At 70.3% G+C, this 22,948-nt stretch carries 25 protein-coding genes; 7 read left to right on the top strand and 18 right to left on the bottom strand.

Features of this window, described 5'->3' with window-relative positions; genetic code table 11:
* Window positions 1–55: 55 nt before the first annotated feature.
* Both VHC63_01480 and glpK read left to right on the top strand, forming a co-directional pair.
* The gene (locus tag VHC63_01480; GenBank protein HVV35242.1) at window positions 56–766 is read left to right on the top strand and encodes a response regulator transcription factor; all 711 of its coding nucleotides are present in this window, start codon (window positions 56–58) and stop codon (window positions 764–766) included.
* Window positions 767–778: 12 nt separating this feature from the next.
* A complete protein-coding gene (gene glpK / locus VHC63_01475; GenBank protein HVV35241.1) occupies window positions 779–2,224 on the top strand; it encodes a glycerol kinase GlpK in 1,446 nt (481 codons plus the stop codon).
* Here glpK and VHC63_01470 read toward each other — a convergent pair.
* Window positions 2,197–2,643 (bottom strand): pyridoxamine 5'-phosphate oxidase family protein, encoded by a 447-nt coding sequence (locus tag VHC63_01470; protein ID HVV35240.1) that lies wholly within the window; start codon window positions 2,641–2,643, stop codon window positions 2,197–2,199. The two genes, glpK and VHC63_01470, sit on opposite strands and share 28 nt — an antisense overlap.
* Window positions 2,644–2,704: 61 nt before the next feature.
* Between VHC63_01470 and VHC63_01465 the strand changes: the two genes are divergently transcribed.
* Window positions 2,705–3,631, top strand: coding sequence for a universal stress protein (locus tag VHC63_01465; GenBank protein HVV35239.1), 927 nt, complete (start codon window positions 2,705–2,707; stop codon window positions 3,629–3,631).
* Here VHC63_01465 and VHC63_01460 read toward each other — a convergent pair.
* From VHC63_01460 to VHC63_01450, 3 genes are read right to left on the bottom strand one after another with little or no spacing between them, the layout of a single operon-like run.
* Window positions 3,609–4,229 (bottom strand): hypothetical protein, encoded by a 621-nt coding sequence (locus tag VHC63_01460; protein ID HVV35238.1) that lies wholly within the window; start codon window positions 4,227–4,229, stop codon window positions 3,609–3,611. The two genes, VHC63_01465 and VHC63_01460, sit on opposite strands and share 23 nt — an antisense overlap.
* Before the next feature lie 45 nt (window positions 4,230–4,274).
* A complete protein-coding gene (locus VHC63_01455; protein HVV35237.1) occupies window positions 4,275–4,964 on the bottom strand; it encodes a lysophospholipid acyltransferase family protein in 690 nt (229 codons plus the stop codon).
* 12 nt (window positions 4,965–4,976) lie between these two features.
* Window positions 4,977–5,936 (bottom strand): type IV toxin-antitoxin system AbiEi family antitoxin domain-containing protein, encoded by a 960-nt coding sequence (locus VHC63_01450; protein HVV35236.1) that lies wholly within the window; start codon window positions 5,934–5,936, stop codon window positions 4,977–4,979.
* 162 nt (window positions 5,937–6,098) lie between these two features.
* Between VHC63_01450 and VHC63_01445 the strand changes: the two genes are divergently transcribed.
* Window positions 6,099–6,704 carry a TetR/AcrR family transcriptional regulator gene (locus VHC63_01445; protein ID HVV35235.1) on the top strand — a complete coding sequence of 202 codons (606 nt, stop codon included), beginning with the start codon at window positions 6,099–6,101 and terminating at the stop codon, window positions 6,702–6,704.
* Window positions 6,705–6,725: 21 nt separating this feature from the next.
* On the opposite strand, the gene VHC63_01440 is transcribed toward VHC63_01445, so the two are convergent.
* The 13 genes from VHC63_01440 to VHC63_01380 form a co-directional block, all read right to left on the bottom strand.
* On the bottom strand, window positions 6,726–7,901 hold the full coding sequence (locus VHC63_01440) for an aminotransferase class I/II-fold pyridoxal phosphate-dependent enzyme (protein ID HVV35234.1): 1,176 nt from the start codon (window positions 7,899–7,901) through the stop codon (window positions 6,726–6,728).
* Window positions 7,902–7,913: 12 nt separating this feature from the next.
* Entirely contained in the window at window positions 7,914–8,612 is a 699-nt protein-coding gene (locus VHC63_01435) for an LLM class flavin-dependent oxidoreductase (GenBank protein HVV35233.1), read from the bottom strand.
* A 145-nt stretch (window positions 8,613–8,757) separates the two neighbouring features.
* Window positions 8,758–9,666, bottom strand: a complete 909-nt coding sequence (locus VHC63_01430; protein ID HVV35232.1) for an ROK family protein — start codon at window positions 9,664–9,666, stop codon at window positions 8,758–8,760.
* Window positions 9,656–9,859: a hypothetical protein gene (locus tag VHC63_01425; protein ID HVV35231.1), complete on the bottom strand. Its 204-nt coding sequence runs from the start codon at window positions 9,857–9,859 to the stop codon at window positions 9,656–9,658. Before VHC63_01425 ends, VHC63_01430 begins: the two co-directional genes overlap by 11 nt.
* The gene (locus VHC63_01420; protein ID HVV35230.1) at window positions 9,849–11,006 is read right to left on the bottom strand and encodes an ArsA family ATPase; all 1,158 of its coding nucleotides are present in this window, start codon (window positions 11,004–11,006) and stop codon (window positions 9,849–9,851) included. The genes VHC63_01425 and VHC63_01420 overlap by 11 nt, the downstream gene beginning before the upstream one ends.
* A complete protein-coding gene (locus VHC63_01415) occupies window positions 11,003–11,449 on the bottom strand; it encodes an SRPBCC family protein (protein HVV35229.1) in 447 nt (148 codons plus the stop codon). The genes VHC63_01420 and VHC63_01415 overlap by 4 nt, the downstream gene beginning before the upstream one ends.
* 6 nt (window positions 11,450–11,455) lie before the next feature.
* Complete coding sequence (locus VHC63_01410) at window positions 11,456–11,701, bottom strand: hypothetical protein (GenBank protein HVV35228.1); 246 nt, start codon at window positions 11,699–11,701, stop codon at window positions 11,456–11,458.
* 3 nt (window positions 11,702–11,704) lie between these two features.
* On the bottom strand, window positions 11,705–12,088 hold the full coding sequence (locus tag VHC63_01405; protein ID HVV35227.1) for a hypothetical protein: 384 nt from the start codon (window positions 12,086–12,088) through the stop codon (window positions 11,705–11,707).
* A complete protein-coding gene (locus VHC63_01400; protein HVV35226.1) occupies window positions 12,085–13,209 on the bottom strand; it encodes a glycosyltransferase family 4 protein in 1,125 nt (374 codons plus the stop codon). The genes VHC63_01405 and VHC63_01400 overlap by 4 nt, the downstream gene beginning before the upstream one ends.
* Window positions 13,206–14,225, bottom strand: coding sequence for a tRNA epoxyqueuosine(34) reductase QueG (gene queG, locus VHC63_01395; GenBank protein HVV35225.1), 1,020 nt, complete (start codon window positions 14,223–14,225; stop codon window positions 13,206–13,208). Before queG ends, VHC63_01400 begins: the two co-directional genes overlap by 4 nt.
* Window positions 14,226–14,235: 10 nt before the next feature.
* Window positions 14,236–15,096 carry a septation protein SepH gene (gene sepH / locus VHC63_01390; GenBank protein HVV35224.1) on the bottom strand — a complete coding sequence of 287 codons (861 nt, stop codon included), beginning with the start codon at window positions 15,094–15,096 and terminating at the stop codon, window positions 14,236–14,238.
* A gap of 71 nt (window positions 15,097–15,167) precedes the next feature.
* On the bottom strand, window positions 15,168–15,359 hold the full coding sequence (locus VHC63_01385) for a hypothetical protein (protein ID HVV35223.1): 192 nt from the start codon (window positions 15,357–15,359) through the stop codon (window positions 15,168–15,170).
* A gap of 30 nt (window positions 15,360–15,389) precedes the next feature.
* Window positions 15,390–15,593 (bottom strand): hypothetical protein, encoded by a 204-nt coding sequence (locus VHC63_01380; protein ID HVV35222.1) that lies wholly within the window; start codon window positions 15,591–15,593, stop codon window positions 15,390–15,392.
* Window positions 15,594–15,619: 26 nt separating this feature from the next.
* Here VHC63_01380 and VHC63_01375 point away from each other — a divergent pair, with 26 nt between their 5' ends.
* Genes VHC63_01375 through VHC63_01365 form a run of 3 tightly spaced genes read left to right on the top strand, consistent with a single transcriptional unit; the run spans window position 15,620 to window position 21,903 of the window.
* Window positions 15,620–17,239, top strand: coding sequence for an ABC transporter permease (locus VHC63_01375; protein HVV35221.1), 1,620 nt, complete (start codon window positions 15,620–15,622; stop codon window positions 17,237–17,239).
* Window positions 17,239–19,047 (top strand): ATP-binding cassette domain-containing protein, encoded by a 1,809-nt coding sequence (locus tag VHC63_01370; protein ID HVV35220.1) that lies wholly within the window; start codon window positions 17,239–17,241, stop codon window positions 19,045–19,047. The genes VHC63_01375 and VHC63_01370 overlap by 1 nt, the downstream gene beginning before the upstream one ends.
* A complete protein-coding gene (locus VHC63_01365; GenBank protein HVV35219.1) occupies window positions 19,048–21,903 on the top strand; it encodes an ABC transporter permease in 2,856 nt (951 codons plus the stop codon).
* 14 nt (window positions 21,904–21,917) lie between these two features.
* On the opposite strand, the gene trpD is transcribed toward VHC63_01365, so the two are convergent.
* Complete coding sequence (gene trpD / locus VHC63_01360) at window positions 21,918–22,934, bottom strand: anthranilate phosphoribosyltransferase (GenBank protein ID HVV35218.1); 1,017 nt, start codon at window positions 22,932–22,934, stop codon at window positions 21,918–21,920.
* Between the last annotated feature and the right edge of the window lie 14 nt (window positions 22,935–22,948).

The following is a 22,948-nucleotide window of genomic DNA, read 5'->3' as shown; positions in this document are numbered from 1 at the left end:
TCGGTGGTCTTCACCTCAATCAGTTGGGATTTTGGTCGATAGGCAGGCCATGGTCATGACGCAGGGAACCCAGGGCGTTGAAGCGACGCACGCCAAAGTGCTCGTCGTCGACGACGACCGCTCGATCCGCCACGTGCTTACGCGGTATCTGACGCTCGAGCACTACGACGTCGTGCCGGCGGCCAACGCCGACGAGGCCCTGGTCGCGCTGCACGACGAGACGCCCGACCTGGTCCTGCTCGACGTCATGCTGGGCGAAGACGACGGCCTCGACCTGCTCGAACAGATGCGGGCGACCTCGACGGTCCCCGTGATCCTGCTCACCGGCAAGTCCGAGGAGTCCGACCGCGTCATGGGCCTCAAGCTCGGCGCCGACGACTACGTCGTGAAGCCCTTCTCCCCCGCCGAAGTCGAAGCCCGCATCGCCTCGGTGCTGCGCCGCACGCGGCCGGCGGCGGAGGCCCCCGTCCTCGTCTACGAGGAGCTGACGATCAACATGGGCACCCGCGAGGTGTTCCTGCACGGCGAGCCGGTCACGCTGACCGCCAAGGAGTTCGACCTGCTGTCGTTCCTCGCCTCGTCGCCCCGCCAGGTGTTCTCCCGTGAGCAGCTGCTCGACCGGGTGTGGAACTCGTCCTCGGCGTGGCAGTCGACCGACACGGTCACCGAGCACATCCGCCGCCTGCGCAAGCGCATCGAGGCCAACCCGGACAAGCCGCGCTGGCTCACCACCGTGTGGGGAATCGGTTACCGCTTCAATCCGTAGACTCCGCCCCTCGTGGGGTTTGTGATCTCGATTGACGCCGGCACGACCGGTGTCCGCGCCTTTGTCATCGACGAGTCCGGTCGTCCGGTCGCGGTGGCCTACCGCGAGTTTCCGCAGTACTTCCCGCAACCCGGCTGGGTCGAGCACGATGCCAACGAGATCTGGGACGCGGTGCAGGCGTGCCTCGCCGAGGTGGCGACGTACCAACCCGTCGCCGCGGTCGGCATCACCAACCAGCGCGAGACGGTGGTGGTGTGGTCGCGGGCCACGGGCGAGCCGCTGCACCGGGCGCTGGTGTGGCAGGACCGGCGCACCGCCGACGTGTGCGCGGCACTGTTAGACCACCTATCTACTGTTCGAGCGAAGACCGGCCTCGTCCTCGACCCGTACTTCTCGGCGACGAAGCTCAAGTGGTTGCTCGACCGCGTCGACGCGCCGCGTGACGACGTCATGGTCGGCACCATCGACACCTGGCTGCTGTGGAAGCTCACTGGCACCTACGCCACCGACGTCACCAACGCGTCGCGCACGCTGCTGTGCGACATCGGCACGCGCCGCTGGGACGACGACCTGATGGAGCTCTTCGGCGTGACGGGCGTGACGCTGCCCGAGATCCGACCGTCGTCGGGCCGCCTCGGCGTCACCGCTGACGGCGTGCCGGTGTCGGGCATCGCCGGCGACCAGCAGGCGGCGCTGTTCGGCCAGGCGTGTTTCTCCCCGGGCATGACCAAGAACACCTACGGCACCGGGTCGTTCGTGTTGATGAACGTCGGCCCCGACATGCCGGCGCCGGTCGAGGGACTGCTCACCACCGTCGGGTGGGAGCTGGCCTCGGGCGCGACCGCCTACGCGTTGGAGGGCGCCATCTTCGTGACCGGCGCGGCGATCCAATGGCTGCGCGACGGGCTCGGCCTCATCGAGGCCGCGCCCGAGATCGGTCCGCTCGCCGGGTCGGTGGCCGACACCGACGGCGTGTTCGTCGTGCCCGCCTTCACCGGCCTCGGCTCGCCGTGGTGGGACCCGTACGCGCGGGGCGCCATCGTCGGCATCACGCGGGGCACGACGAAGGCCCACATCGCGCGCGCCGTGGTCGAGTCGATGGTGCTGTCGACCCGCGACGTGGTCGACGCCATGTGCGCCGCGGCCGGCCGTGAAGTGACGACGCTGCGCGTCGACGGCGGCGCGTCGGTCATGGACCTGCTGTGCCAGATGCAGGCCGACCAGTTGCAGGTGCCCGTCGAACGCCCGGCGATCACCGAGACCACCGCGCTGGGCGCCGCCTACCTGGCGGGGTTGGCCGAGGGCGTGTGGTCCTCGACCGACGAGCTGGCCGCGCTTTGGTCACGCGAGGCCGCCTGGCGACCCCAGGTGCCCAAAGAGCTGGCGGACCTACGGCTCGAGCAGTGGCACAACGCCGTCGAACGCTCGCGTCACTGGGCCGACGTGGCGGCGGAGTGACGCAAGTCGAGTAGCGGGTTGCGGCGCCGGCCGGTGACCATGTCGGCGGACACGCGCACCCAGTGGGTCTCGCCGTCGCCGTCGACGAACAAGTTCGGTAACTCCAGCGCGTCGAGGCGCGCCGTCTCCTCGTCGACGACCAACGCCTGGCCGGTGATGTTCACGCTCCAGCCGAACTCGCCGGCATCGTCGAGGCAGTCGGCCTGAAAGCACACGACGTTGCCGGCGATGGCGCTCGTGAGCTTGGTGCCGGGGCGGGTGCGGAACACGACGCCGTCGCCGTCGAGGGCGAAGTTGACGGTGAAGATGACCGGCAGCGCGTTGAGGCTGAGCCCGATGCGGCCGACGTGCACGGTGGAGGCAAGCCGCAGGCACTCGCCGCGCGCCAACACCTCCAAGCCGTTCCGGTCGATTTCCATAGTCACGGAACTATTCGACAAAACGGACGCCGGAACCTAGTGCCGAACGTCCCATCGCGACATGTCCATCGGCCGATTCGCCGCCGCGCCCGCGGAGAGCAGGATGACGCCGATGGCCAGCGATCGCATCGTCGTCGGGACCGATGGGTCCGAGTCGTCGGTGCGCGCCGTCGACTGGGCGATCCGTCACGCGGAAGTGCTCGGCGTGAGCGTCGAGGTCGTGCACGTGTGGTCGCGGCCGGTGCTGTCGCCCGAGGTGCTGCCGATCCGGCGCGACGGCGACGCCTACGAGGCGCGTGCCAACGCGCTGCTGCGCATCGCCCTCGACACCGCCCGGCATCACCACGGCGGCAAGCTGCGCGGCGTACGCGGCGGGCTGCTCGAAGGCGACGCCGCCGAGGAGTTGACCCGGCGCGCCCGCGACGCCCACGAGCTGGTCGTCGGGTTGCACGGGCGCGGCTTCGCCGGGCGCGAGCTGCTCGGCTCGGTGGCGGAGCGCTGCCTGGCGGCGACGATCGCACCGGTCACGGTCGTGCCCGAGCCGGTGGCGCACGACGCGCACGGCATCGTCGTGGGCGTCGACGGCTCGCCCGACTCGCAGGCGGCGCTGGAATTCGCCATGTCCGAAGCCGTCACCGCCCACATGGACCTCCAAGTCGTGTGGGCCTACCCGCCGGGCTCGGCCATCCTCGACCTCGCCGAGCCCGCCGCGATGCCGACCTACGGCTCCGAGCTCGTGCGCGGGATGCTCGAGGTTGCCATCGCCAACGGCGCGGCGCTGCCGCCGACGTTGGAAGTGGTGCCGTTCCCCGGCCGGCCGGCGTCGGCGTTGGTCAACGGGGCGATGGGCAAGTACGAACTCGTCGTCGGCTTCAGCGGCCAGCGCGGCGCGCGCGATCGGCTGGGCTCGGTGAGTCGGCGCTGCGCGCACCACGCCACGTGCGCGGTGACCGTCGTGCGCGCCGCTAGCGAGCGAGGCGCCAGCTGACGATGCGCGCCAGCGCCGCGAGCTGACGGCGCTCGCGGGAGCGGAACGGCCGGCCGTCGCGACCGAGCACGAGTGCGGCCGCCGCGCCGAGGCGAGCCCACGCGATGTCGTCGGGACCCTCGACGACGGCGCCCGCCTCGTCCGCGCCGGCGACGAAGGCGGCGAGCCAGTCCGCCGTCGGCGTGTCGCCGGTGGTGGCGACGATGCTGCGGTCGTCGATGACGGCCGCCCACTCGGCTTCGAAGTCGCGCACGACGTGTTCGACCAGCGCCTTGCGCACCGCGTCGTCGCTCGGCTGCACGAGCAGTTCGGCGGCGGACTCGAGGGCGGCGACGCGGGCGTCGGGCACGTCGCCGCTGACGGGGCGGACGTCTTCGACGTCGACGCCTTCGACCTCCTGCACCTCTTTGATCAGCAGCGGCACGAGGTCGTCCGACGGCAGCGACACCACGAGTTCGTCGATGGCGCGGCCCGCACCCGTCTCGAGGATGTCGATGCCGACGAGGTCGCCCCGTACCGCGCCGATGCGGCTGGCGACGGCGCCGAGGGCACCGGGCCGGTCGGGCAACCACACGCGCACGACGAAGACGGCGGCCATGCGCGCACGGTACTGCGCGTAGATGACGCGGTTGTTACGCGGGCGCTACGCGACCTTTGCCGTCTCGGCGGCCATTGCGTCGTCGGTGTCCTTGCGCTTGGCGTACTGGTTGACGTAAATCTGGCCCGACAGCTCGCGCAGCTCGAACATGACCTCGTCGGTGATGTTGCGCAGCACCTGGCGGTCGTCGATGCGGTCGGCGAGGTCGTCGTAGGTCAGCGGCTTGCCGAAGCGCACGGTGATCGGCATGAAGAACTTGGGCTTGACCTGGCCGATGGGCTGCGCCTCGGCCGTGCCGATCATGGCGACGGGGATGATCGGCGCCTGGGTCTGGAGGGCGAGGCGGGCGATGCCGGTGTGGCCCTTGTAGAGGCGGCCGTCGGGCGAACGCGTGCCCTCGGGGTAGATGCCGAACACGCCGCCGGAGTCGAGCACGCCGCGGGCGGTGTCGAGGGCGCGCTGGCTGGCGTTGCCGCCCTCGCGCCGGATCGGGATCTGGCCGACGGCGCGGAAGAACCACGCCGTCTTCGGGTCGTCGAAGTACTCGGCCTTGGCGACGAAGGTGATGCGGCGCTTGAGCACGAGCGGCAGGAAGATCGAGTCGCAGAACGACACGTGGTTCGACGCCATGATCACCGGCCCGTCCTTGGGAATGTTCTCGGCGCCCTCGACGCGGACCTTGAACAGGAACCGGAGCACCGGCGTCAGAATCGCTTTGAGCACCCAGTACGCCATCGCGGCGAAAGACTACGACGCCGCAGCCCGTGTGCGCAGTTCTCCGTCCTGTGGACGGACAACTCCGCACACGCGGGCGCGGATGCGTTCGGCGACCCACTCGGGACGGCCGTAGATGTCGGCCGACGAGAAGCGCTCGAAGGTCCAGCCGGCGGCTTCGAGCGTGGCCTGGCGGCGCTTGTCCTTCGCCGTCTGGCTGGCGGTGGAGTGCCAGCGCTTGCTGTCGGCCTCGATGGCGGCCATCTCGGCGAGGTAAGCGGCGTCGATCTCGAAGTGCTCGCCGTCGACCCACACGTCGTGATTGCGCACCGGCAGCGGCAGCCCGTAGCGCTTGACGATGCGGAACAGTTCGAGTTCGAGCGTGCTGCGCGCCGCCTTGCCGTCGGGACGGGCGAGCATGATCCGGGCGAGACGGACGACGCCGGGCACGGCGTCGCCCAACTCGGCGATCTCGCGCCAGATCCGTCGCTCGGCGGTGAGGCCGCGGGTGAGCACGTGCTCGACCGCCCGCTCGGCCAACTCGACGCCGACCTTGGCGGTGTAGTCGACAAGCATCCGCTCGACCGACGTCCCCGGCACGTCGCCGTACATTCGCCTCTTGGACAGATGCCGGGTCCGATGGACGGTGACCCCGGCGGGCTTCGGCCTTGTCCCGTACTTGACCGCGATCTCGATCGGCCCCTCGACTGCCCCGTCGACGTTGGCCCAGGCTGCGAGCGCTCGGCCGTGAAGCTGTGCCTCGTCGCCCGCGGCCAAAAGCGCCGCCCGGACCTGTTGTCGCCACGTCGGCTTGCCGGCCGACAGCAGGTACACGCCGTGCTGAACCCGCTTCCAGACACCCTTGGCAACCGCCGTCGCAATCGCCTGCTTCGAGTAGCCGATGTCGCGAAGTTGTTGAACGGTCGCCACGGAATCGTTCTTCGCGGCGAGTTTGGCGAGCAGTTCCTCCCGGGTAGGCGGCTCCTTCGGCATCCACGCACTATGTCGACGGGGTGTAACAGCGCCGACAGCCCGACCGTGTGTATCTCCAGGCAGGCATAGCCGTCCTGGAGATGCACACGGTCGGCGAGGGTGGGTTGAGGCGGCGGAAGACTTGACCGGGCGGTCAAGTTCTCGGCTACGTTTCGCGGCGGGATGTCGGACAATCGCAAGCTGACCCAGCGAGGCCGTGACCGCCGTCATCAGTTGATGGAGTACGCGGCGCGGCGTTTTGCCGACGGGGGCTACCACCCCACGTCGGTGGCCGACATCGTGGACGGCCTCCAGGTGGGCAAGGGCGTCTTCTACTGGTACTTCTCGTCGAAGGAAGAGCTGCTGCTCGAGATCCTCGCCGAGGGCCAGCTCGATCTGCGCCGGGCCCAGCAGGACGCCATCGCCGGCCTGTCGACGCCGCTCGAACGCATCGAGGCCGGCATCCGTCGCTCGATCGAGTGGCTCGCCGAGCACCGCACCTACGTGCAGCTCATCCAGTTCGCGGCGACGGAGGACCGCTTCGCCCCGCACCTGCGCCGCGGCGGCGAAGTCGCCGTCGCCGACCTGGCCAAGCACGTCAAGGACGGCATCGCCGATGGCTCCCTCGCCGACGGCGACCCCACCGTGATCAGCCACGCCATCTTGGGCGTGACCAACCACCTCGCCCGGGTGTTCGTGCTCGGGCAGGGCGAAAGCCCCCAGACGATCGGCGACGCGGCGGTCGACTTCTGCCTCGGCGGCCTGCGCGGCGCCGTCGTGCGCGCGTAGCCGCGGGGCGGCCCGCGCCGATCAACCGAGCTTGACGAGGGCCTTCTTGAGGTTGCGCACGGCCTGGTTGATGCGCTGCTCGTTCTCGATCAACGCGAAGCGCACGAAGCCTTCACCGCCGGGGCCGAACCCGACGCCGGGCGACACTGCCACCTCGGCTTCGGTCACGAGCATCTTGGCGAACTCGAGGCTGCCCATGTCCTTGTAGGGCTCAGGGATCGGCGCCCACACGAACATCGTCCCCTTTGGCGGTTCGATCGGCCAGCCGATGCGGTTGAGCCCGTCGCACAGCGCGTTGCGGCGGCTGAGGTAGATCTCGTTGACTTCGAGCGGGTAGTCCGGCGCCTCGTTCATGGTGACGGTGGCCGCGATCTGGATCGGCTGGAACGTGCCGTAGTCGAGGTACGACTTGAGCTTCTGCAACGCGGCGACGACTTCGGCGTTGCCGACCATGAACGCCACGCGCCAGCCGGCCATCGAGAACGACTTCGTCATCGTGTAGAACTCGACGGCGACGTCCTTGGCGCCGGGCACCTGCAGGATCGAGGGCGCCGCGCCCTCCTCGAAGTAGGTGTCGGAGTAGGCGAAGTCGTGCACGAGGATGACGTCGTTCTCGCGGGCGAAGTCGACGATGCGCTGCATCCAGTCGAGGTCGACGGTCGTCGTGGTGGGGTTGTGCGGGAACGACATGATGATCACCCGCGGCTTGGGCCACTGCTGCTCCCACGCGTCCATCAGGTTCGTCCAGAAGTCCTCGCCGTGGCCGAGGCGGATCTGCTGTACGTCGGCGCCGGCGAAGAGCGGCGCGTAGATATGGATCGGATAGCTCGGCGACGGCACGAACGCACTGTCGCCCGGCCCGACGAGCACCCACATCAGATGCGACAGGCCTTCCTTGGCGCCGATCACGCTCAGGACTTCGGTCTCGGGATCGAGGTCGACGTCGAACTTGCGCTTGTACAGCGCGCTCACGGCTTCACGCAGCTTGGGGATGCCGCGGGACGACGAGTAACGATGGTTGCGCGAGTTGTGCGCTGCTTCCGTCAGCTTCTCCACGGCGATCTCGGGCGACGGAATGTCGGGGTTACCGAAGCCGAGGTCGATGACGTCGACGCCTGCGCGGCGCTGCTGCAGCTTCAGTCCGTCGATGATCGTGAAGACATACGGGGGCAACCCCGTGATTCGGCGGAAATCCATAGGGATTCAAGGCTACGTGAGCCCAGCACGGTCCTTCGCACTCATTACGCGTTCCGCCGCGTCGGGCGCGCCCGCCTTCAGTGGCGCCACCACCGCGTAGCCGACGCCCAGATCCGCCAGCGAGCGCAACTTGTCGGCCTCGACGTCGCCCGTCGCCCCCCACGTGACGGGCCCCTCGCTCACGGCGTGCTTGATCAACTCGTCGCTCGGGTCCCACAGGTTCCGGGTGACGCCGAGGGCCGCGGCGACCTGGCGCGCCCGCGCGCTCTTGCCCGCCAGCCACACCTCGAGACCGAACTCGCTGCGCAACGTGGCGGCGACGAACTCGAGGCGGGCGAAGCGCTCGTCCAGCGACGGCCGCGTGATGCCGATGGCGACGTCTTCGGTGTCGGACTCGCGATCGCCCACGCCCAGGCCGGCGATGAACCGCTCGGGGCCGGCGAGGCGCGCCGCGGTGTGGATCTGGCTCAGCAGCACGCGGTCGGGCACGACGCCGACGCGGGCGACGAGCAAACCCACGTCGATCCGCTCGGTGGCGACGGCGAGCGCGCCGAGCATGGTGAGGCCGTGCTGCGCCTCGGGACGGTCGGGGCGCGGGTAGTGGTCGTAGACGAACACGCCGTCGATGCCGGCGGCTTCGGCGCGGCGGGCCGCCGCGATCATCCGGTGCGGGTCGGCGCTGAACTGCGGGAGGGTGATGCCGATCTTCACGGGCGCAGCCTACGGGTCCCCGGACGCGAACGAACCCGAGCCTCGGGGGGCTGGGGTGCCCCGAGGCTCGGGTTTCGATCTGGAAAGAAAACGCTCCTGAAGACGGAACTTACGGTGATTTTCAGAAAATTTCGTGTGACTCCCGTCACACTGACGCGCGGGCCAGCAGGGCCGCTCCGATGGCCCCGGCGCGCTCTCCGAGCGTCGCCGGCAGGAGTGGTACCCGCGGGCGGTGCTCGCCGCCTTCGATGAGTTTGGCCAGCCATTCGCGCAGCGGGTTGAGCAGCAAGTCGCCGGCTTCGACCAGGCCGCCGCCGAGCACGACGACGGACGGATCGAGCGTGTTGACGAGGCCGGCGAGACCGATCGCCATCCAGCGCGTGAACGTCTGCATCACCTCGAGCGCGGACTCGTCGTTCTCGCCGGCGCGGGCCACCACCATCTCGCTCGAGTCGAACCCGGCGTCGCGCGCCAGACGGTTGAGCGCGCTGCCCGACGCGTAGCGCTCCCAGCAGCCGCGCTGGCCGCAGTGGCACGGCTCGCCGTCGAGTTGCACGACGGTATGGCCGATCTCGCCCGCCATGCCGTGGGCGCCGCGGTACAGCTCGCCGCCGAGCACGATGCCGCCGCCGATCCCGGTGCCGATGGTGACCATCAACATGTCGTCGGCCCCCGCGCCGGCGCCGACGCAGCGCTCGCCCCAGGCGGCGACGTTGGCGTCGTTGTCGATCACCACCGGCACGCCGAGGCGCGCCGACAGCGTCTGGCGCAGCGGCAGCTCGACGAGGCCCGGCAGGTTGGCGGCGAAGCGCATCACGCCGTTGGCGTCGACGAGGCCGGGCACGCCGACGGCAACACCGGCGACGAGTGCGCCCGCCTCCGTCGCCGCCTGCGTGGCCGTGCCGACGATGGCGTCGAGCAGGCCGTCGGCCGTGTCGGGGGTGGGGACGCGGGCGTCGCCGCGCACGTCGTCGCCGGATGATCCGAGGGCGAGCGCCAGCACCTTGGTGCCGCCCACGTCGACGCCGACGTAGACGGAGGCGTCAGTCGTCAACGGGGATCCGCTGCACGCGTTCGGTGGCCACCTTCGCCGCTTCGGCCGCGCCGCGCATGAGGGTCGTCACCGCCTGCGGGTCACCGAGGATGTCCTCGGCGACGTCGAGGGCGTTGCGCATCGCCGCGATGAGCTCGAGGCCCGCTTTCTGCACGTGCGCCATCGCCTCGGTGACGCGGTCGTCAATTTCCATCGAATACAACTTTCAGCTCGTCGTCGATCAGGCGGGCGGAGAGGACCCCGCGCCGGGCCAGGGAATCGGGCAGCACGATGCGGCGCCGCTGCGGGCCGACGCGGATCAGCAGTTCGTTCCCCGAGCGCGCCACGTCGAGATCGTCGCGCGTGGCGAAGGGCAACCGCACGAACAGCGTCGTGCCTTCGAAGCGCAGCGGCTGCTGGGAGTGCAGCACCGCCGCCGGCGGCTGCTCGCCGTAAAGGGCGGCGGCGAAGGCGCGCAGGCCGTCGAGGCCGCACAACTCGTCGGCCGCCAGGTCGGCGCGCAGCACGGGCAATGGGGCGAAGTCGGCTTCGATGGTTTCGAGGTGGGCGGTGTGGGTGGCCTTCCACTGCGCGAACCACGGATCGGTGATGTCGTCGGGCAACAGCTTGTTGGCCACGACGGCGTCGAGGTTGTAGCCGAACAGGTTGAGGTAGGTGACGGTGCGGCGCGCCTCGGCGATCACCATGCGCTCGGGGTTGACCACGACGCGCACGCTCGAACGCGTGCCGTCGCTCAGCAGCTCGCGCACGCCGTCGAGTTGGCGCAGGAAGCGGGTGGCGGCGTCGAACACGTCGTCGCCGGCGATGGGCAGCGACGTGACCGTCGACAGCATCGGGCGCAGCAAACCCGTCACCCGCTTCTCGATCGGCACGACGCGCTCGATGTACCAACTCAGGATTTCCGGCAGCGAGAGGAAGCGGATCGTCTCGGCGGTCGGGCCGCAGTCCACGACGATGACGTCGTAGCGGCCCGACGCGTCGGCGGTGCGGATGTCGCCGAGGCTGAAGACTTCGTCGAGGCCGGGGATGACCGACAGCTCCTCGGCTTCGATGCCTTCGACGCCGACCCAGTGCAGCAACTCGGCGATGTAGCGCTGGATGTCGCCCCACACCTCTTCGAGGCGCTCGGTGGCGTCGAGCTGCATGCCGTCGAGGTTGGCGACGATCGGCGTGGGCACCGAGCCGAGGTCGGCGGCGAAGGAGTCGGCGAGCGAGTGCGCCGGGTCCGTCGACATGACGAGCACGCGCTGGCCCTGCTCGGCACACGCCAGCGCCGTGGCCGCCGACACCGTCGTCTTGCCCACTCCCCCTTTGCCCGTGAAGAGGAGGACGCGGCTCACGTTTTGGCGAGCGCCTCCACTCGCATGCGCAGCTGGCGCAGCGCGGTGCCCACGATGCGCTGGGCGGCGCGTTGCTTGATGAAGCCGGGGACGGGGAACTTGAGGTCGACCTCGAGGTGGTAGGTGACCTTGGTGCCCTCGGGAACGCGCTCGAAGTCATACGTGCCGTCGATGCGGGCGGTGATGTCACCCGTCTCCTGAACCCACGACAGCTTGTTCGGGGCGGCGGAGTAGTCGTAGGCGAGGGTGTAGGCCGTCGAGCGGCCGAAGGCGGCGGCGCGGAAACGGACCTTGTGTGCCGTGCCGTCGGGGTCGGCGTCGACGACGGTCACCTCTTTGATGTCGGCCGCCCACGTGGGGTAGTTCGGGAAGTCGGTGACGACGGCGAAGACGCGCTCCGGCGGCGCCGCCACGACGATCGATTCGGTTGCTTGGTCACTCATCGTTGGTCACTCGTCGTCTTCCACAATCGGGTCGGCGAAGGGTTGCCGCTTGATCACATTCCAGTGATAGCCGAGCAGAATGCCGTACCCGACGCCAATCGGCATCAAAAACAGGGCGACGACGAGCCAGCGGAACCACGCTCCCTTGTCCCGCTCGCCGCCGGCAAACCGCTCGGGCGCCCTCTGGTAGCAGTCGGTCAACGCCACGATGCCCGGGAACTCCATCCCGAACACGAGCAAGACCCATCCCACGCCTCAAGTCTCTCGCGCCGGGAACTGCCCGTGACGCGCCCCCCACAATCCCATGATCCCAAGGCCGAACACCGGGGCCAGGATGGCGAAGGCGGCGCCGGTGTTGGGGTGGGCGCCGGCGCTGGCGAAGGCGGCGACGATCTGCACGCCGAAGCACACGATGAACGCCCGCGGGACGCGAAAGAACACGTCGCCCACCGCGATCACGAACTCGCGGCTGCGCCCCGCCGCGATCACCAACGCGGCGGCCATGAGCACTGCGCCGCCGAGGAACATCACCGCCGAGAGCACCACCACCAGGGATCGTCCGAACGCGGACAGCGCACCCAGGAGTACGACGACGCCGAACAGCACCGTGCTGGCGATGGCGACGCGCTCCTCGTTCACGCCTGCTCGGCTTTGGTGAGGGCGACGTCGAGCTTGGCGGCCAGGTCGTCGTAGGCGAAGTCGAGCACGGCGCGCTGGCGCGCCGCCTTGCCCATCTCGGCGCGCCGCTCGGGGTTGTCCAGCAATTCGGCGAGGCGCGCCGCCACGGCGGCGGCGTCGGTGGCGGGGTCGATCACGAACCCGGTGACCCCGTCGAGCACGGCGTCGCCCGCGCCGCCGGAGTTGCCGGCGATCTGCGGCACGCCGCACGCGGCGGCCTCGAGGAAGATGATGCCGAAGCCCTCCTGCTCGAGGCCGCCCCAGCGGTTGCGGCACACGTGACTGAACACGTCGGCGGCGCCGTAGGTGGCGGTGAGCTCGCCGTTGGGCACGCGCCCGACGAAGCGCACCGGCGCGTGCAGTTTCTCGGCGAGGCGCCGCAGCCGGCCCTCGTCGCGCCCGCGGCCCCAAGCGATCAGGGCGACGAGCTTGGGTCGCGACGGTGCCAGCTTGGCCACGGCGCGGATCAACGTGTCGGCGCCCTTGCGCGGCACGAGCCGGCTGAGGTGCAGGACGACCTCGGCGTCGGAGGCGACGCCGAGGCGGTGGCGCGCCGCGGCGCGCTCGTCGGGTGTCGGCGGGCGGAAGGCGTCGACGTCGACGCCCGGCGGGATGTCGACCACGTCGACGTCGGGGGCGATCGCCTGGGCTTCACGCGCCACCCACGGTCCCGCGGCGATGATGAGGCGGGCGCCGCGCATGGCGCGGCGCAGGGCGACGCTGTACCCCGGCGTACGCGCCGGGATCGACAACTCGGCGCCGTGCACCATGAGCGCGTACGGGCGCTGGAGCGACGGGCCGAGCAGACCGACGATGTGCGCCGGGTCGAGGACGACGAGGTTGGCGCCGACGCGCGCCGCGGTGTCGTCGATGAGGCGGCGGGTGGCCGGCGTCGGCAGCAGGACCGAGCCGTGGCGCTCGATCGGATAGTGCTGCACGGCGTCGAAGGCGGCGTCGCCGTCGTAGGTGGTGGTGAGGATGTGGGCGCGGCCCTCGGGCAGCCGGCGCCACAGCTCCCACAGCATGTTCTGGATGCCGCCGACCTTGGGCGGGAAGTCGTTGGTGACGAACAGGTGACTCATGTGTCGAGTCGCTCCAGTGCCCACTGCGCGTGTTCCGCGAGCAACTCGTCCGCGGATTGTGCCCAGCGCCGGAGCAATTCGCGTACCGATTCGTCGCCGGAGTCGCCGCTGTTGCCCAGCGCGATGAGGGCGTTGCGCTTGAGGTAGCGCGGGTCGCGCTGGGCGATGTACCAGGCGCCGTAGTCGCGCAGCAGGTCGGCGTCGTCGGCTTCCACGATCGCCGCGAGGTCGACCGTCCGCCGCGGAGCGTCGTCGTGGCGGATGCGCCGCGACGGCGGGCACACCTCCTGGCAGTCGTCGCAGCCGTAGATGCGGTCGCCGAGCGCGGCGCGGAACTCGACCGGGAACGTGCCCTCCTGTTGCACGAGCCAGGCGAGGCAGCGGCGGGCGTCGACGACGCCCGGGGCCACGATGGCGTTGGTGGGGCAGCCGTCGATGCAGCGGGTGCAGCCGCCGCAGCCGTCGGCGACGGGTTCGGCGCCCGTTTCCAGCGGCGCGGTCGTCACCACGCAGCCGAGCACCACCCACGACCCGTGTCCGGGGAAGAGCACGTTGGCGTTCTTGCCGAACCAACCGAGCCCGGCGCGCACGGCGACGGCCCGGTCGACGAAGGCGTTGTCGTCGGCGAACACGCGCGCCGCGTACCCGTCGGCCTCCAACACCGCCGCGCACGCCCCAAGCGCGGCCCGCAACTCGGCGTAGTGGTCCCGCCACGCGTACCGCGCCACCCGCCCCACCGCCCCGGTGTGCGGGGTTGCTCCGGCTTTCGCCGGAGTAACCCCGCACACGGGGTAGGCGGCGGCGACGAGAGCCCGGGCGCCGGGCAGGGCGCGGGACGGGTCGGTCGAGCGGGCGGGGTTGCGGTAGGTGAACTGCATGGTGGAGGACAGGCCGGCGGCGCGGCGCTCCTCGAGGTGGCGGCGGGCGTCGTCGAATGGCTCGGCGGAGGTCACGCCGACGGCCACGAGACCCGCGGCGCGCCCCGCGGCGACGACGCGCTCGGTGAGGCCCTCCACGGGGCCGAAGTTACCGGCGGCGCGAGCGAGCGGGCGAAGGCGCCGGCTTGATCGGCACCTTCTTGCGCGTCGCCGGCAACTTCTTGGCTGGCAGCTTTTTCTTGGCGACGACTTTCTTGGCCGGCTTCTTGGCCGGTTTGGCCGGAGCCTCTTCGGGCTCCGGGGCCGCGGCCGGCGCAGCCTTGGGCGCCTCGGCCGGCGGGGCCGCACGCGTCAGCAGACCGCCGGCGATGGGGGGCGGCGGACCGGGGCGCCGGCGCCGGCCGGGCTCGACGTAGCCGAGTTCCGTCGCGAGCCGGTTGCGCGACGTGACGGTGCCGGCGCGCAGGTCGACTTCCCACTCCGCGGTGTTGTGGCGCTTGCGGGCGTCGTACTCGAAACGCACGACCCACACGGCGTCGCGCACGAGGAACGCCGACCAGCCCTTGTCCCACTCGTCTTCGGTCAGCGCGACCGACCGGTCGAGCAGATTCCACCACGCCGCCATGCCGAGGGGCTGGGTCGACGCGCCGTTGCGCGCCTTGGTGAAGGTGAGCTCGAGGGCCTGGCGCACGACCTGCTGCTGCTCGGCCTGGATCGGCACAGCAAAGCGCTCGACCCACTCCTCGTGCACGCCGGCGGCGCGGGCGACTTGCTTGATCGTCTGGCCGGTGCGCAGGCGCTGCTGCATCTCGCGCACGCTCAGCTGCGATTCGGCGCGCGGGATGCGCGATTCGGCTTCGGCGCCGCGCTCTTTCAGTAACTCGGCGACGGCTTCTTCGAGTTCGGCGTCGACGACGACCGTCCAGCCACCGCTTTTCGTGCCGCGGCGCGCGCTCAGGATGAGGCCTTCGCGGTCCTCTGTGATCCCGACGACATGCAGGCGCTGCACGACGGCGGAAGGTACCACCGCCTATGCGCAGTTACGCGGATCGAACCACCTCCTAGCAGCGCCTCGCTTCGCTACGCGCTGAGTTCATGTCGTACGTCGGGGGCGAGTCCTTCGTCGCGCAGGAGCCGCAACACGCGCGCTTCGGAGGCGTCGACCTCGATCGGACCCTCCTCCCCGCACAGAAACGTGACGACGCAGTCGCTACAGGCATCGCTGAATCGCGCCACGCACGTTTCGCAATCGATGACCAGGGGAAGTTCCATGCGGCCACTATGCCGAGGGGGTGTAACGCGCTATTCCGGCTCTATCTCGATGCCGTCGCCGTTGCCGCACCAGCGGCAGCTGACGGCTTCGACCTGTTCATCGAGCACTTCTTCGTCCTCGATCGACAGCTCGCCGCCGATGGTGAAGTGGTAGTAGCCCCGGGTCCGGCGCGTGGACGTGACGGTGAAGCGGGTCCGATTCCCGCAGGAGGCGCAGCGATACCTGACAGACACGCTGGGCAAACTATCCTCGTGCCTTCGTGTTTTATCTGACGTACCTGCATCGCGAGTTGCGTCGGCGTCTGGGGCGGACGGTTCTCACTGTGCTCGGACTCGCCGTAGGCGTCAGCCTCGTCGTCCTCGTTTCCGCCCTGTCGACGGGCCTCGACCGCGCCCAGCACAAGATCTTGAACCCGCTGGCCAAGGTCGGCACCGACCTCGTGGTGTCGCGTCCCGTCGACGTGCCCTTGGCGGGTGCCGGGGCCAACGCCGCGGTCGTCGGCGGCGTCAACGACGACGAGGTCAACTCGCTGGTCGACGAGAACCAGTCGCTGTTCCAGACGGACTTCTCGAAACTGGGCAAGCCGGGCTCCACGTTCGAGCGCGAGCTGTTCCTGCCGGCCACGCAGCTCACCTTCCCCGACACCGAGGTCAACAAGATCGCCAAGCTCGACGGCGTCGACCAGGTGGCGGGCGCATTGAGCCTTCTCGCCGTGCACCAGAAGGGCAAGGTGCCCGAGATCGAGGCGAGCGTGACGACGGGCGGTCAGCAGATCACCCAGACCCAGGACATCCCGGCGCCGTCCGCCGCGGAGTGGAAGGCGATCTCGGACTGCATCCAGCAATCCGGAGGCGGCCCGTCGTGCCTGCCGGCGCGCTTCCGTCGCCTCTCCAGCGTGTTCACGACGCCGCGCGAAGTGATCAAGCAGGTCCTCAACCCACCCCAGACAGACCTCGCCACCGAGCCGTACACCGCGGCCGGCGTCGACGCGTCCCGTCCGGGCCTCGGGCTCATCACGCCGGCGCAGATCGTGTCGGGCCACTTCCTCGACAGGACGCACACGGACGAGGTCGTCCTCGGCGAGGGCTACGCCCGGCGCAAGGGCTACACCGTCGGCGGCAAGCTCGTGCTCGACGGCAAGAACTACACCATCGTCGGTTTCGCCCGTCCGCCGCTCGGCGGTGAGTCGGCCGACGTGTACCTCCCCCTGAGCGAACTCCAGAGCCTGTCGGGTCGCACGGCGCGGGTGAACACGCTGCTCGTGCGGGCCGACAACGCGGCCGACGTGCCGGCGCTGACCAAGTCGATCCAGCGCGCCTTCCCCGGCGCGTCGGTCACGAGCGCCAAGGACCTCGCCAACTCGATCTCGGGCTCGCTCGTGTCCGCCGGCACGCTCGCCAACCGCCTCGGCCTGGCGCTCGGCGCGCTCGCGGTGTTCGCCGCCATCCTTATCGCTGTGCTGCTCACGCTGTCGTCGGTGGCCAAGCGCGTGCGCGAGCTCGGCACCCTCGCCGCCCTCGGCTGGTCGAAGGGGCTGATCATCCGCCAGGTGCTCGCCGAGTCCTTCGCGCAGGGCGCGCTCGGCGGCATCATCGGTGCCGTGCTCGGCGCCGCCGCCGCCTTCGGCCTCACCAGCGCCGGCATCTCGCTCCACGCGGCCGCCGCCACGCAGGCCGGGCCGCTGTCGTCGAGCTTCGGCCTCGGCAAGGTGCTGTCGGACAAGGCGTCGGAAGCCATCTTGCTGACCGCGCCCCTCAAGCCGATGGTGCTGGTCTTCGCCGTCGCCCTCGCCGTGGGCGGTGGCCTCGTCGCCGGTGCCGCCGGCGCCCTGCGCGCCGCCCGCCTGCGCCCGGCCGACGCGCTGCGGGAGTTGGGCTGATGTTCGAACTCCGCGACGTCGTCAAGACCTACGGCGACGGCACCTCGGCGCTGCACGCCGTCGACGGCATCAGCCTCACGATCAACCAGGGCGAGTTCGTCGTCATCGAAGGCCCGAGCGGTTCGGGCAAGTCGACCTTGCTGCAGATGCTGGGCGCCCTCGACCGCCCGTCGTCGGGTTCGGTGCTCTTCGAAGGCCACGACCTCGCCACCATGGGCGACGGCAAGCTGGCGACGCTGCGGCTCAGGACGTTCGGCTTTGTCTTCCAACAGTTCAACCTCGTGCCGACGCTGTCGGCGGTGGAGAACATCGAAGCCGCGCTGGCGCCGCTCGGCGGCTCGCGGGCGAAGAAGCACCAGCGGGCGCTGCGGCTGCTCAACGGCGTCGGCCTGTCCGACCGCGCCGATCACCTGCCGTCGCAGCTGTCGGGCGGTGAACAGCAGCGCGTCGCCATCGCCCGCGCCCTCTCGAAGGGTCCACGCGTCATCCTCGCCGACGAGCCGACCGGCAACCTCGACACGCGCACCGGCGCCGAGATCATGTCGATCCTGCGGCGGTTGTCGCGCGAGAACGGCCAGACGGTGGTGCTCATCACGCACGACCCGGAGATCGCGGCCCGCGCGCCCCGCGTCGTGCGCGTCCGCGACGGGCGCGTCGTCGCCGACGCCAGCGGCAGGGAACTCATCGAGGCCGCGCAGGCGTTGCCGGCGCGCCCGACGCTGCCGCCGATCGTCAGCCACGTCCAGCCACCGGCGCAGCCGCAGCTGGGCGAACGGCCGCTGACGCGGGGCGGCACGCTCACACCGACCAGCGCCCCGGTCGAGAACGGCAAGTGGGTACCGACGGCGTCGACGCCGCGCTGGACGACCGATCCGCTGCTGCACGCCGAAGGTGTGGTGAAGCACTACGTGTCGGTGGAGTCCGAAGAAGACGTCGTCGGTATCGACGGCGTCAGCCTGATCGTGCACGAGGGCGAGTTCGTCGCCATTACCGGCCCGTCGGGCTCGGGTAAGACGACCCTGCTGAACTGCCTGTCGGGCCTCGACCGCATCGACCGCGGGCGAGTGCTCATCACCGGCCAGACCGTGCACGACCTGTCCGACAAGGACCAGAGCCACCTCCGTTCCGAGGTGATGGGCTTCATCTTCCAGAACTGGAACCTGGTGCCGGTGTTCTCGGCGGTCGAGAACGTCGAGCTACCACTCCTGCTCAACGGGCTGAAGCCTGACGACGCGCGCAAACAGGCGATCGCAACGCTCGAGCGCATCGGCCTCGGGCACCGCATCAACCATCACCCGAACGCGCTGTCGGGCGGTGAGCAGCAGCGCGTCGCCATCGCCCGCGCCCTCGCCGCCAACCCGGCGCTCGTGTGGGCCGACGAGCCGACAGGCAACCTCGACTCTGCGACGGCCGAGTCCGTCATGAAGCTGCTGCGCGAACTCAACGACGACGGCCTCGCCATCGTGCTCGTCACCCACGACGAGTCGATTGCCGAGCAGGCGACGCGCCGACTGTTCATCCGCGACGGCAAGTTGCTCGCCGACATGACGCGCCGCGACGCCATCCGCGGCAAGAACCGCGAGCCGCAACGACCGTCACAGCCGCGACAGCAACAACCGCCGCCGACCTTGGACCTGCGCCAGGAAGCGCCGGCGCCGCACCAGGAAGCGGAGCGCAAGGCGCCGATGGGCAAGGCGGAGCGTCGTGAGGCGCGCCGCCAAGCGCGCATGAACACCCAGCCGCGTAAGCAGCCGCAGCCGCCGATGGAGAGCCCGCAGCCCATCAGCTACGACGACCCGTTCGCGTAGATGCCGATCCTCGCCGGGCTCGTCATCCTCGGCCTCGCCGCCGCGGCCGTCAAGAACCCGCTCGTACGCCGCATCGGCTTGCGCAACGCCATGCGCCGGCCGCGCGAGGCGGCGCTGGTCATGCTCGGCTGCGTGCTCGGTACCGCCCTGATCGTCGGCAACTCGGCGGTCGGTGACAGCTTCACCGCGTCAATTCGCGCCCAGGCGCTCGGCGACTTCGGCCCGCTCGACGCGTCGGTGTCCTACGGCAACCGCGACGACTGGGCCAACGGCAACGCCTACCTCAACTCCAAGCCGCTGCCGGGCGTGGCGACGACGGCCGCCGTCGCCGTCACGAAGGCACCGATCACCGCCAGCACCGGCGACTACACCGTGCCGCGAGCCAACCTGATCGACGCCGACTACCGGCGTGCCGGCCAGCTCGCCGCGGTCAACGGTCAGTTGACGCTCGGCCCCGGCCCGGGACAGGCGTGGCCGTCGCCGGCCATGGCGACGAAGCTGCATCTGCACGTCGGCTCGGTGCTCACCGTGCACACGCCGACCCCACTGACGCTCACGGTCGCGCGCATCGCCAAGAGCAGCCTCGTGTCGTTCGAGGACGGCGAACCGCGCGCCGGCGAAAGCGTGCTCGTGCCCGCCGGCACGATCCCAAAGCTGGCGGCCCAGTACCCGCAGACGATCACGCCCGACTGGCTGACGATGGTGGTGGGCAAGATGGCCCACACCAACGCGCCGCCGGACGCCGCCGCCGTCGAAGCGCTGCGCACCACGCTTACGCGCGCGGTGACGCCGTTCAACGGCGACGTGTCGATGGTGCGCCACGACGCGCTGGCCGACGCCGTGGCCGCCGGCAAGAACAGCGCGCTGTTCCTCACGACGATCGGAACCTTCGGGATCATCGCCGGCATGCTGCTTCTGGTCAACGTGCTGTTGATGCTGGCCGAGGAGCGGCTCTCCGAGCTCGGCACGATGCGCGCCGTCGGGTTGTCGCGGCTGCCGCTCATCGGGTCGTTCTCGGTCGAGGGTGGTCTGTACGCCTTGGTCGGTTCGCTGCTCGGTGGCGCCGCCGGCGTCGGCCTCGGGCACGTGCTGGTCGCTCTCATGAGCCGCCAGACGAGCCACGCCACCACCGCCTTCCGCGGCCTGCCGCTGTCGTTCCACGTCAACCCGCAGACGGTGCTGTTCGGGATCTCGCTCGGCTTCCTAGTGTCGGTGGCCGCCGTGATCGGCACGAGCTACCGCGTCAGCCGCCTCGACGTCATCCGCTCGCTGCGCCGGCTCCCACCGACGCCGACCGCCCACCGCAAGGCGGCGACGGGTTTCCTCGTCGCCACCGTCGTGCTGGGCGCGCTCGTCACCTGGTACGGCTACACCGCGCCCGCCGCGATCCCCTTCCTCCTGGGGCCGATCCTCGTCGCCGTCAGCGCGGGCGCCCTGGCGACGCGCCGCTTCGGCTGGGAGACGGGCACGGTGCTGTCGACCGTGCCGCTCATCGTGTTCACGATCCTTTACAACGCCATCAACCCGGCGCCGGTGACGGGACCGCAGTCGGCGGTGATCTCGGGCGTCGTGTCGGTGACGGCCGGCGTGTTCCTCGTCAACGCGTTGCAGGGTCGCATGGCGAAGTTCCTGCGCAGCATCGGACGCGGCCGCGCCGCGGTGCCGGCGCGCCTCGGCCTCGCCAACCCGATCGCCCACCGCGTGCGCATGTTGCTGACCGTCGGCCCGTTCGCCCTCGTGATCTTCACCCTGGTGTACGCCGAGGGCCTGTCGCACACCATCAACACCCAGTTGGGTAACACGGCGTCGACCATCGCCGGCGACTACACGCTCTTCGCCGACTCGAGCCACGCGCAGCCCTTCGACTTCACCAAGTACAAGTCGCCCGACGTCGAGCATGTCGCGGCGACGGGGACCGCGTTCGCGTCGTTCACCTTCGACCCGGCGAAGCGCCCGAAGGTGTGGCCCGTCACGGGCTACGACAAGTCGCTGTACCAAAACGTGACACCGCCGGGGCTCGTCGAACGCGACCCGCGCTTCAAGACCGACGACGCGGCATACGCCGCGACGCTGAAAAACCCCGACTACATCATCGTCACGCGCGACTTCCTGCTCAGCGGCGGGTTCGGTCCCGGCCCCGACGACCCCAAGCAACCGGCCGCGCTCGGCCAGGTGTTCACGATGACGAGCCCGGTGACGAATCAGGCCCGCGACGTCACCGTCATCGGCATCAAGAAGCAGGACGTGTTCGCCCAGGGGCCCTTCTACGGCGCGACGGGCATGAAGGCGATGTTCGGGAACCAGTTCGCCATGACCGACGCCATGCTCCAGACGCGCAACGACCCGCTGGTGTCAGCCGATTTGCAGCGCCGCGGCGTCGACAACGGCGTCGAAGCCGTCGACATCGAGTCGGCGGCGCGCCAGCAGTTCTCCGTCATCAGCGGCATCATCAACCTGTTCCGCAGCGACCTCGGCATCGGCGTGGTCGTGGGCATCGCCGGTATCGCCGTCGTGCTCATCCGCTCGGTACGCGACCGCCGTCACCAGATCGGCGTACTGCGCGCCATGGGCTTCGACGCCGGCGAGATCGGCACCAGCTTCCTCGTCGAGGGCGCGTTCGTGAGCGCGCAGGGCCTCCTCGTCGGGATCGGCTTCGGCATCATGACGGTCATCGCAACCAGTCAGGGCAAGTTGCTCAAGGCGTTGATCGGCCAGAAACCGCCGATCATCGCGCCGCCGCCGACGGTGCTGGTGTTGATGGTCGTGCTGTTCGTGGCGTCGCTGCTGGCGGCCGCGCTGCCGGCGCGCAGCGCGTCGAAGATCCCGCCGGCGATCGCGCTACGGCTGGTTGACTGACGTCAACCAGCCGGTCAGGCCTGTGAGGCTTTGACGAGCGCTTCGAGCTTGGCCGCGGCGCGGCCGCTGTCGATCGCCTCGGCGGCCGCCAGCACTCCGTCGGCGATGTCGTCGACCACGCCGGCGACCACGAGTCCCGCCGCGGCGTTGAGCACCACGATGTCACGGTGCGGGCCGAGCTCCCCCGCCAGCACCTGACGGGCCAGCGCGGCGTTGGCCTCGGTGTCGCCGCCCTCGGGCGCGTGACGCTGCAGCTTGAGGCCAAGCGTCTCGGGATCGATGGTGTGCTCGACGACAAACTCGTCGCGGATTTCGAGCACCGTCGACGGTCCGGTGATCGTCAGCTCGTCGAGCCCGTCGTGGCCGTAGACCACCATGGCGCGCTCGGCGCCGTTCGCCTGCAGCACGCGCGCCACCGTCGACGCCATCGACGCGTCGGCCACACCGACGACTTGGCGCTTCACTCCGGCGGGGTTGGCCAGCGGACCGGCGAAGTTGAACACCGTGCGGATGCCGAGTTCGCGGCGCACCGGGCCGGCGTGGCGCATCCCCGGGTGGAAACGCGGCGCCAGCATGAAGCCGATGCCCGTCTCGGTGACGCAGCGCGCCACGGCGTCGCCCGGCAGGTCGACGTTGACGCCGAGCGACTCGAGCAGGTCGGCCGAGCCGCTCGTCGCACTGGCGCGGCGGTTGCCGTGCTTGGCCACCCGGCCGCCGGCGCCCGCCACCGCGAACGCCGACAGCGTGGACACGTTGAACGCCGCGTGCCGGCGCTGCATCGAGCCGCCGGTGCCGCAGGTGTCGATGACGTCGTCTTCGACGCTGAATCCCTCACACGCCGCTTTGAGGGCCCGCACGACGCCGGTGAGCTCCTCGGCGGTGATGCCGTTGAACTGGATCCCGATGAGCAGCGCGCCGATCTGCGCGGGCGTCGCCTCGCCGGCGAGGACCGCGCTGAACGCAGCTTGCGACTGCTCGAGCGTGAGGTCGATCCCCTCGGCGAGGAGGTCGAGCAGCTCGGGCCAGTTCACCGCCGGCGATTCGT

It is taken from the genome of Acidimicrobiales bacterium (genome assembly GCA_035546775.1).
In the GTDB taxonomy this organism is placed as follows: Bacteria; Actinomycetota; Acidimicrobiia; order Acidimicrobiales; family JACCXE01; genus JACCXE01.
The sequence above is the reverse complement of the archived record's forward strand: the minus strand, read 5'-3'. Positions and strand labels throughout refer to the sequence as shown.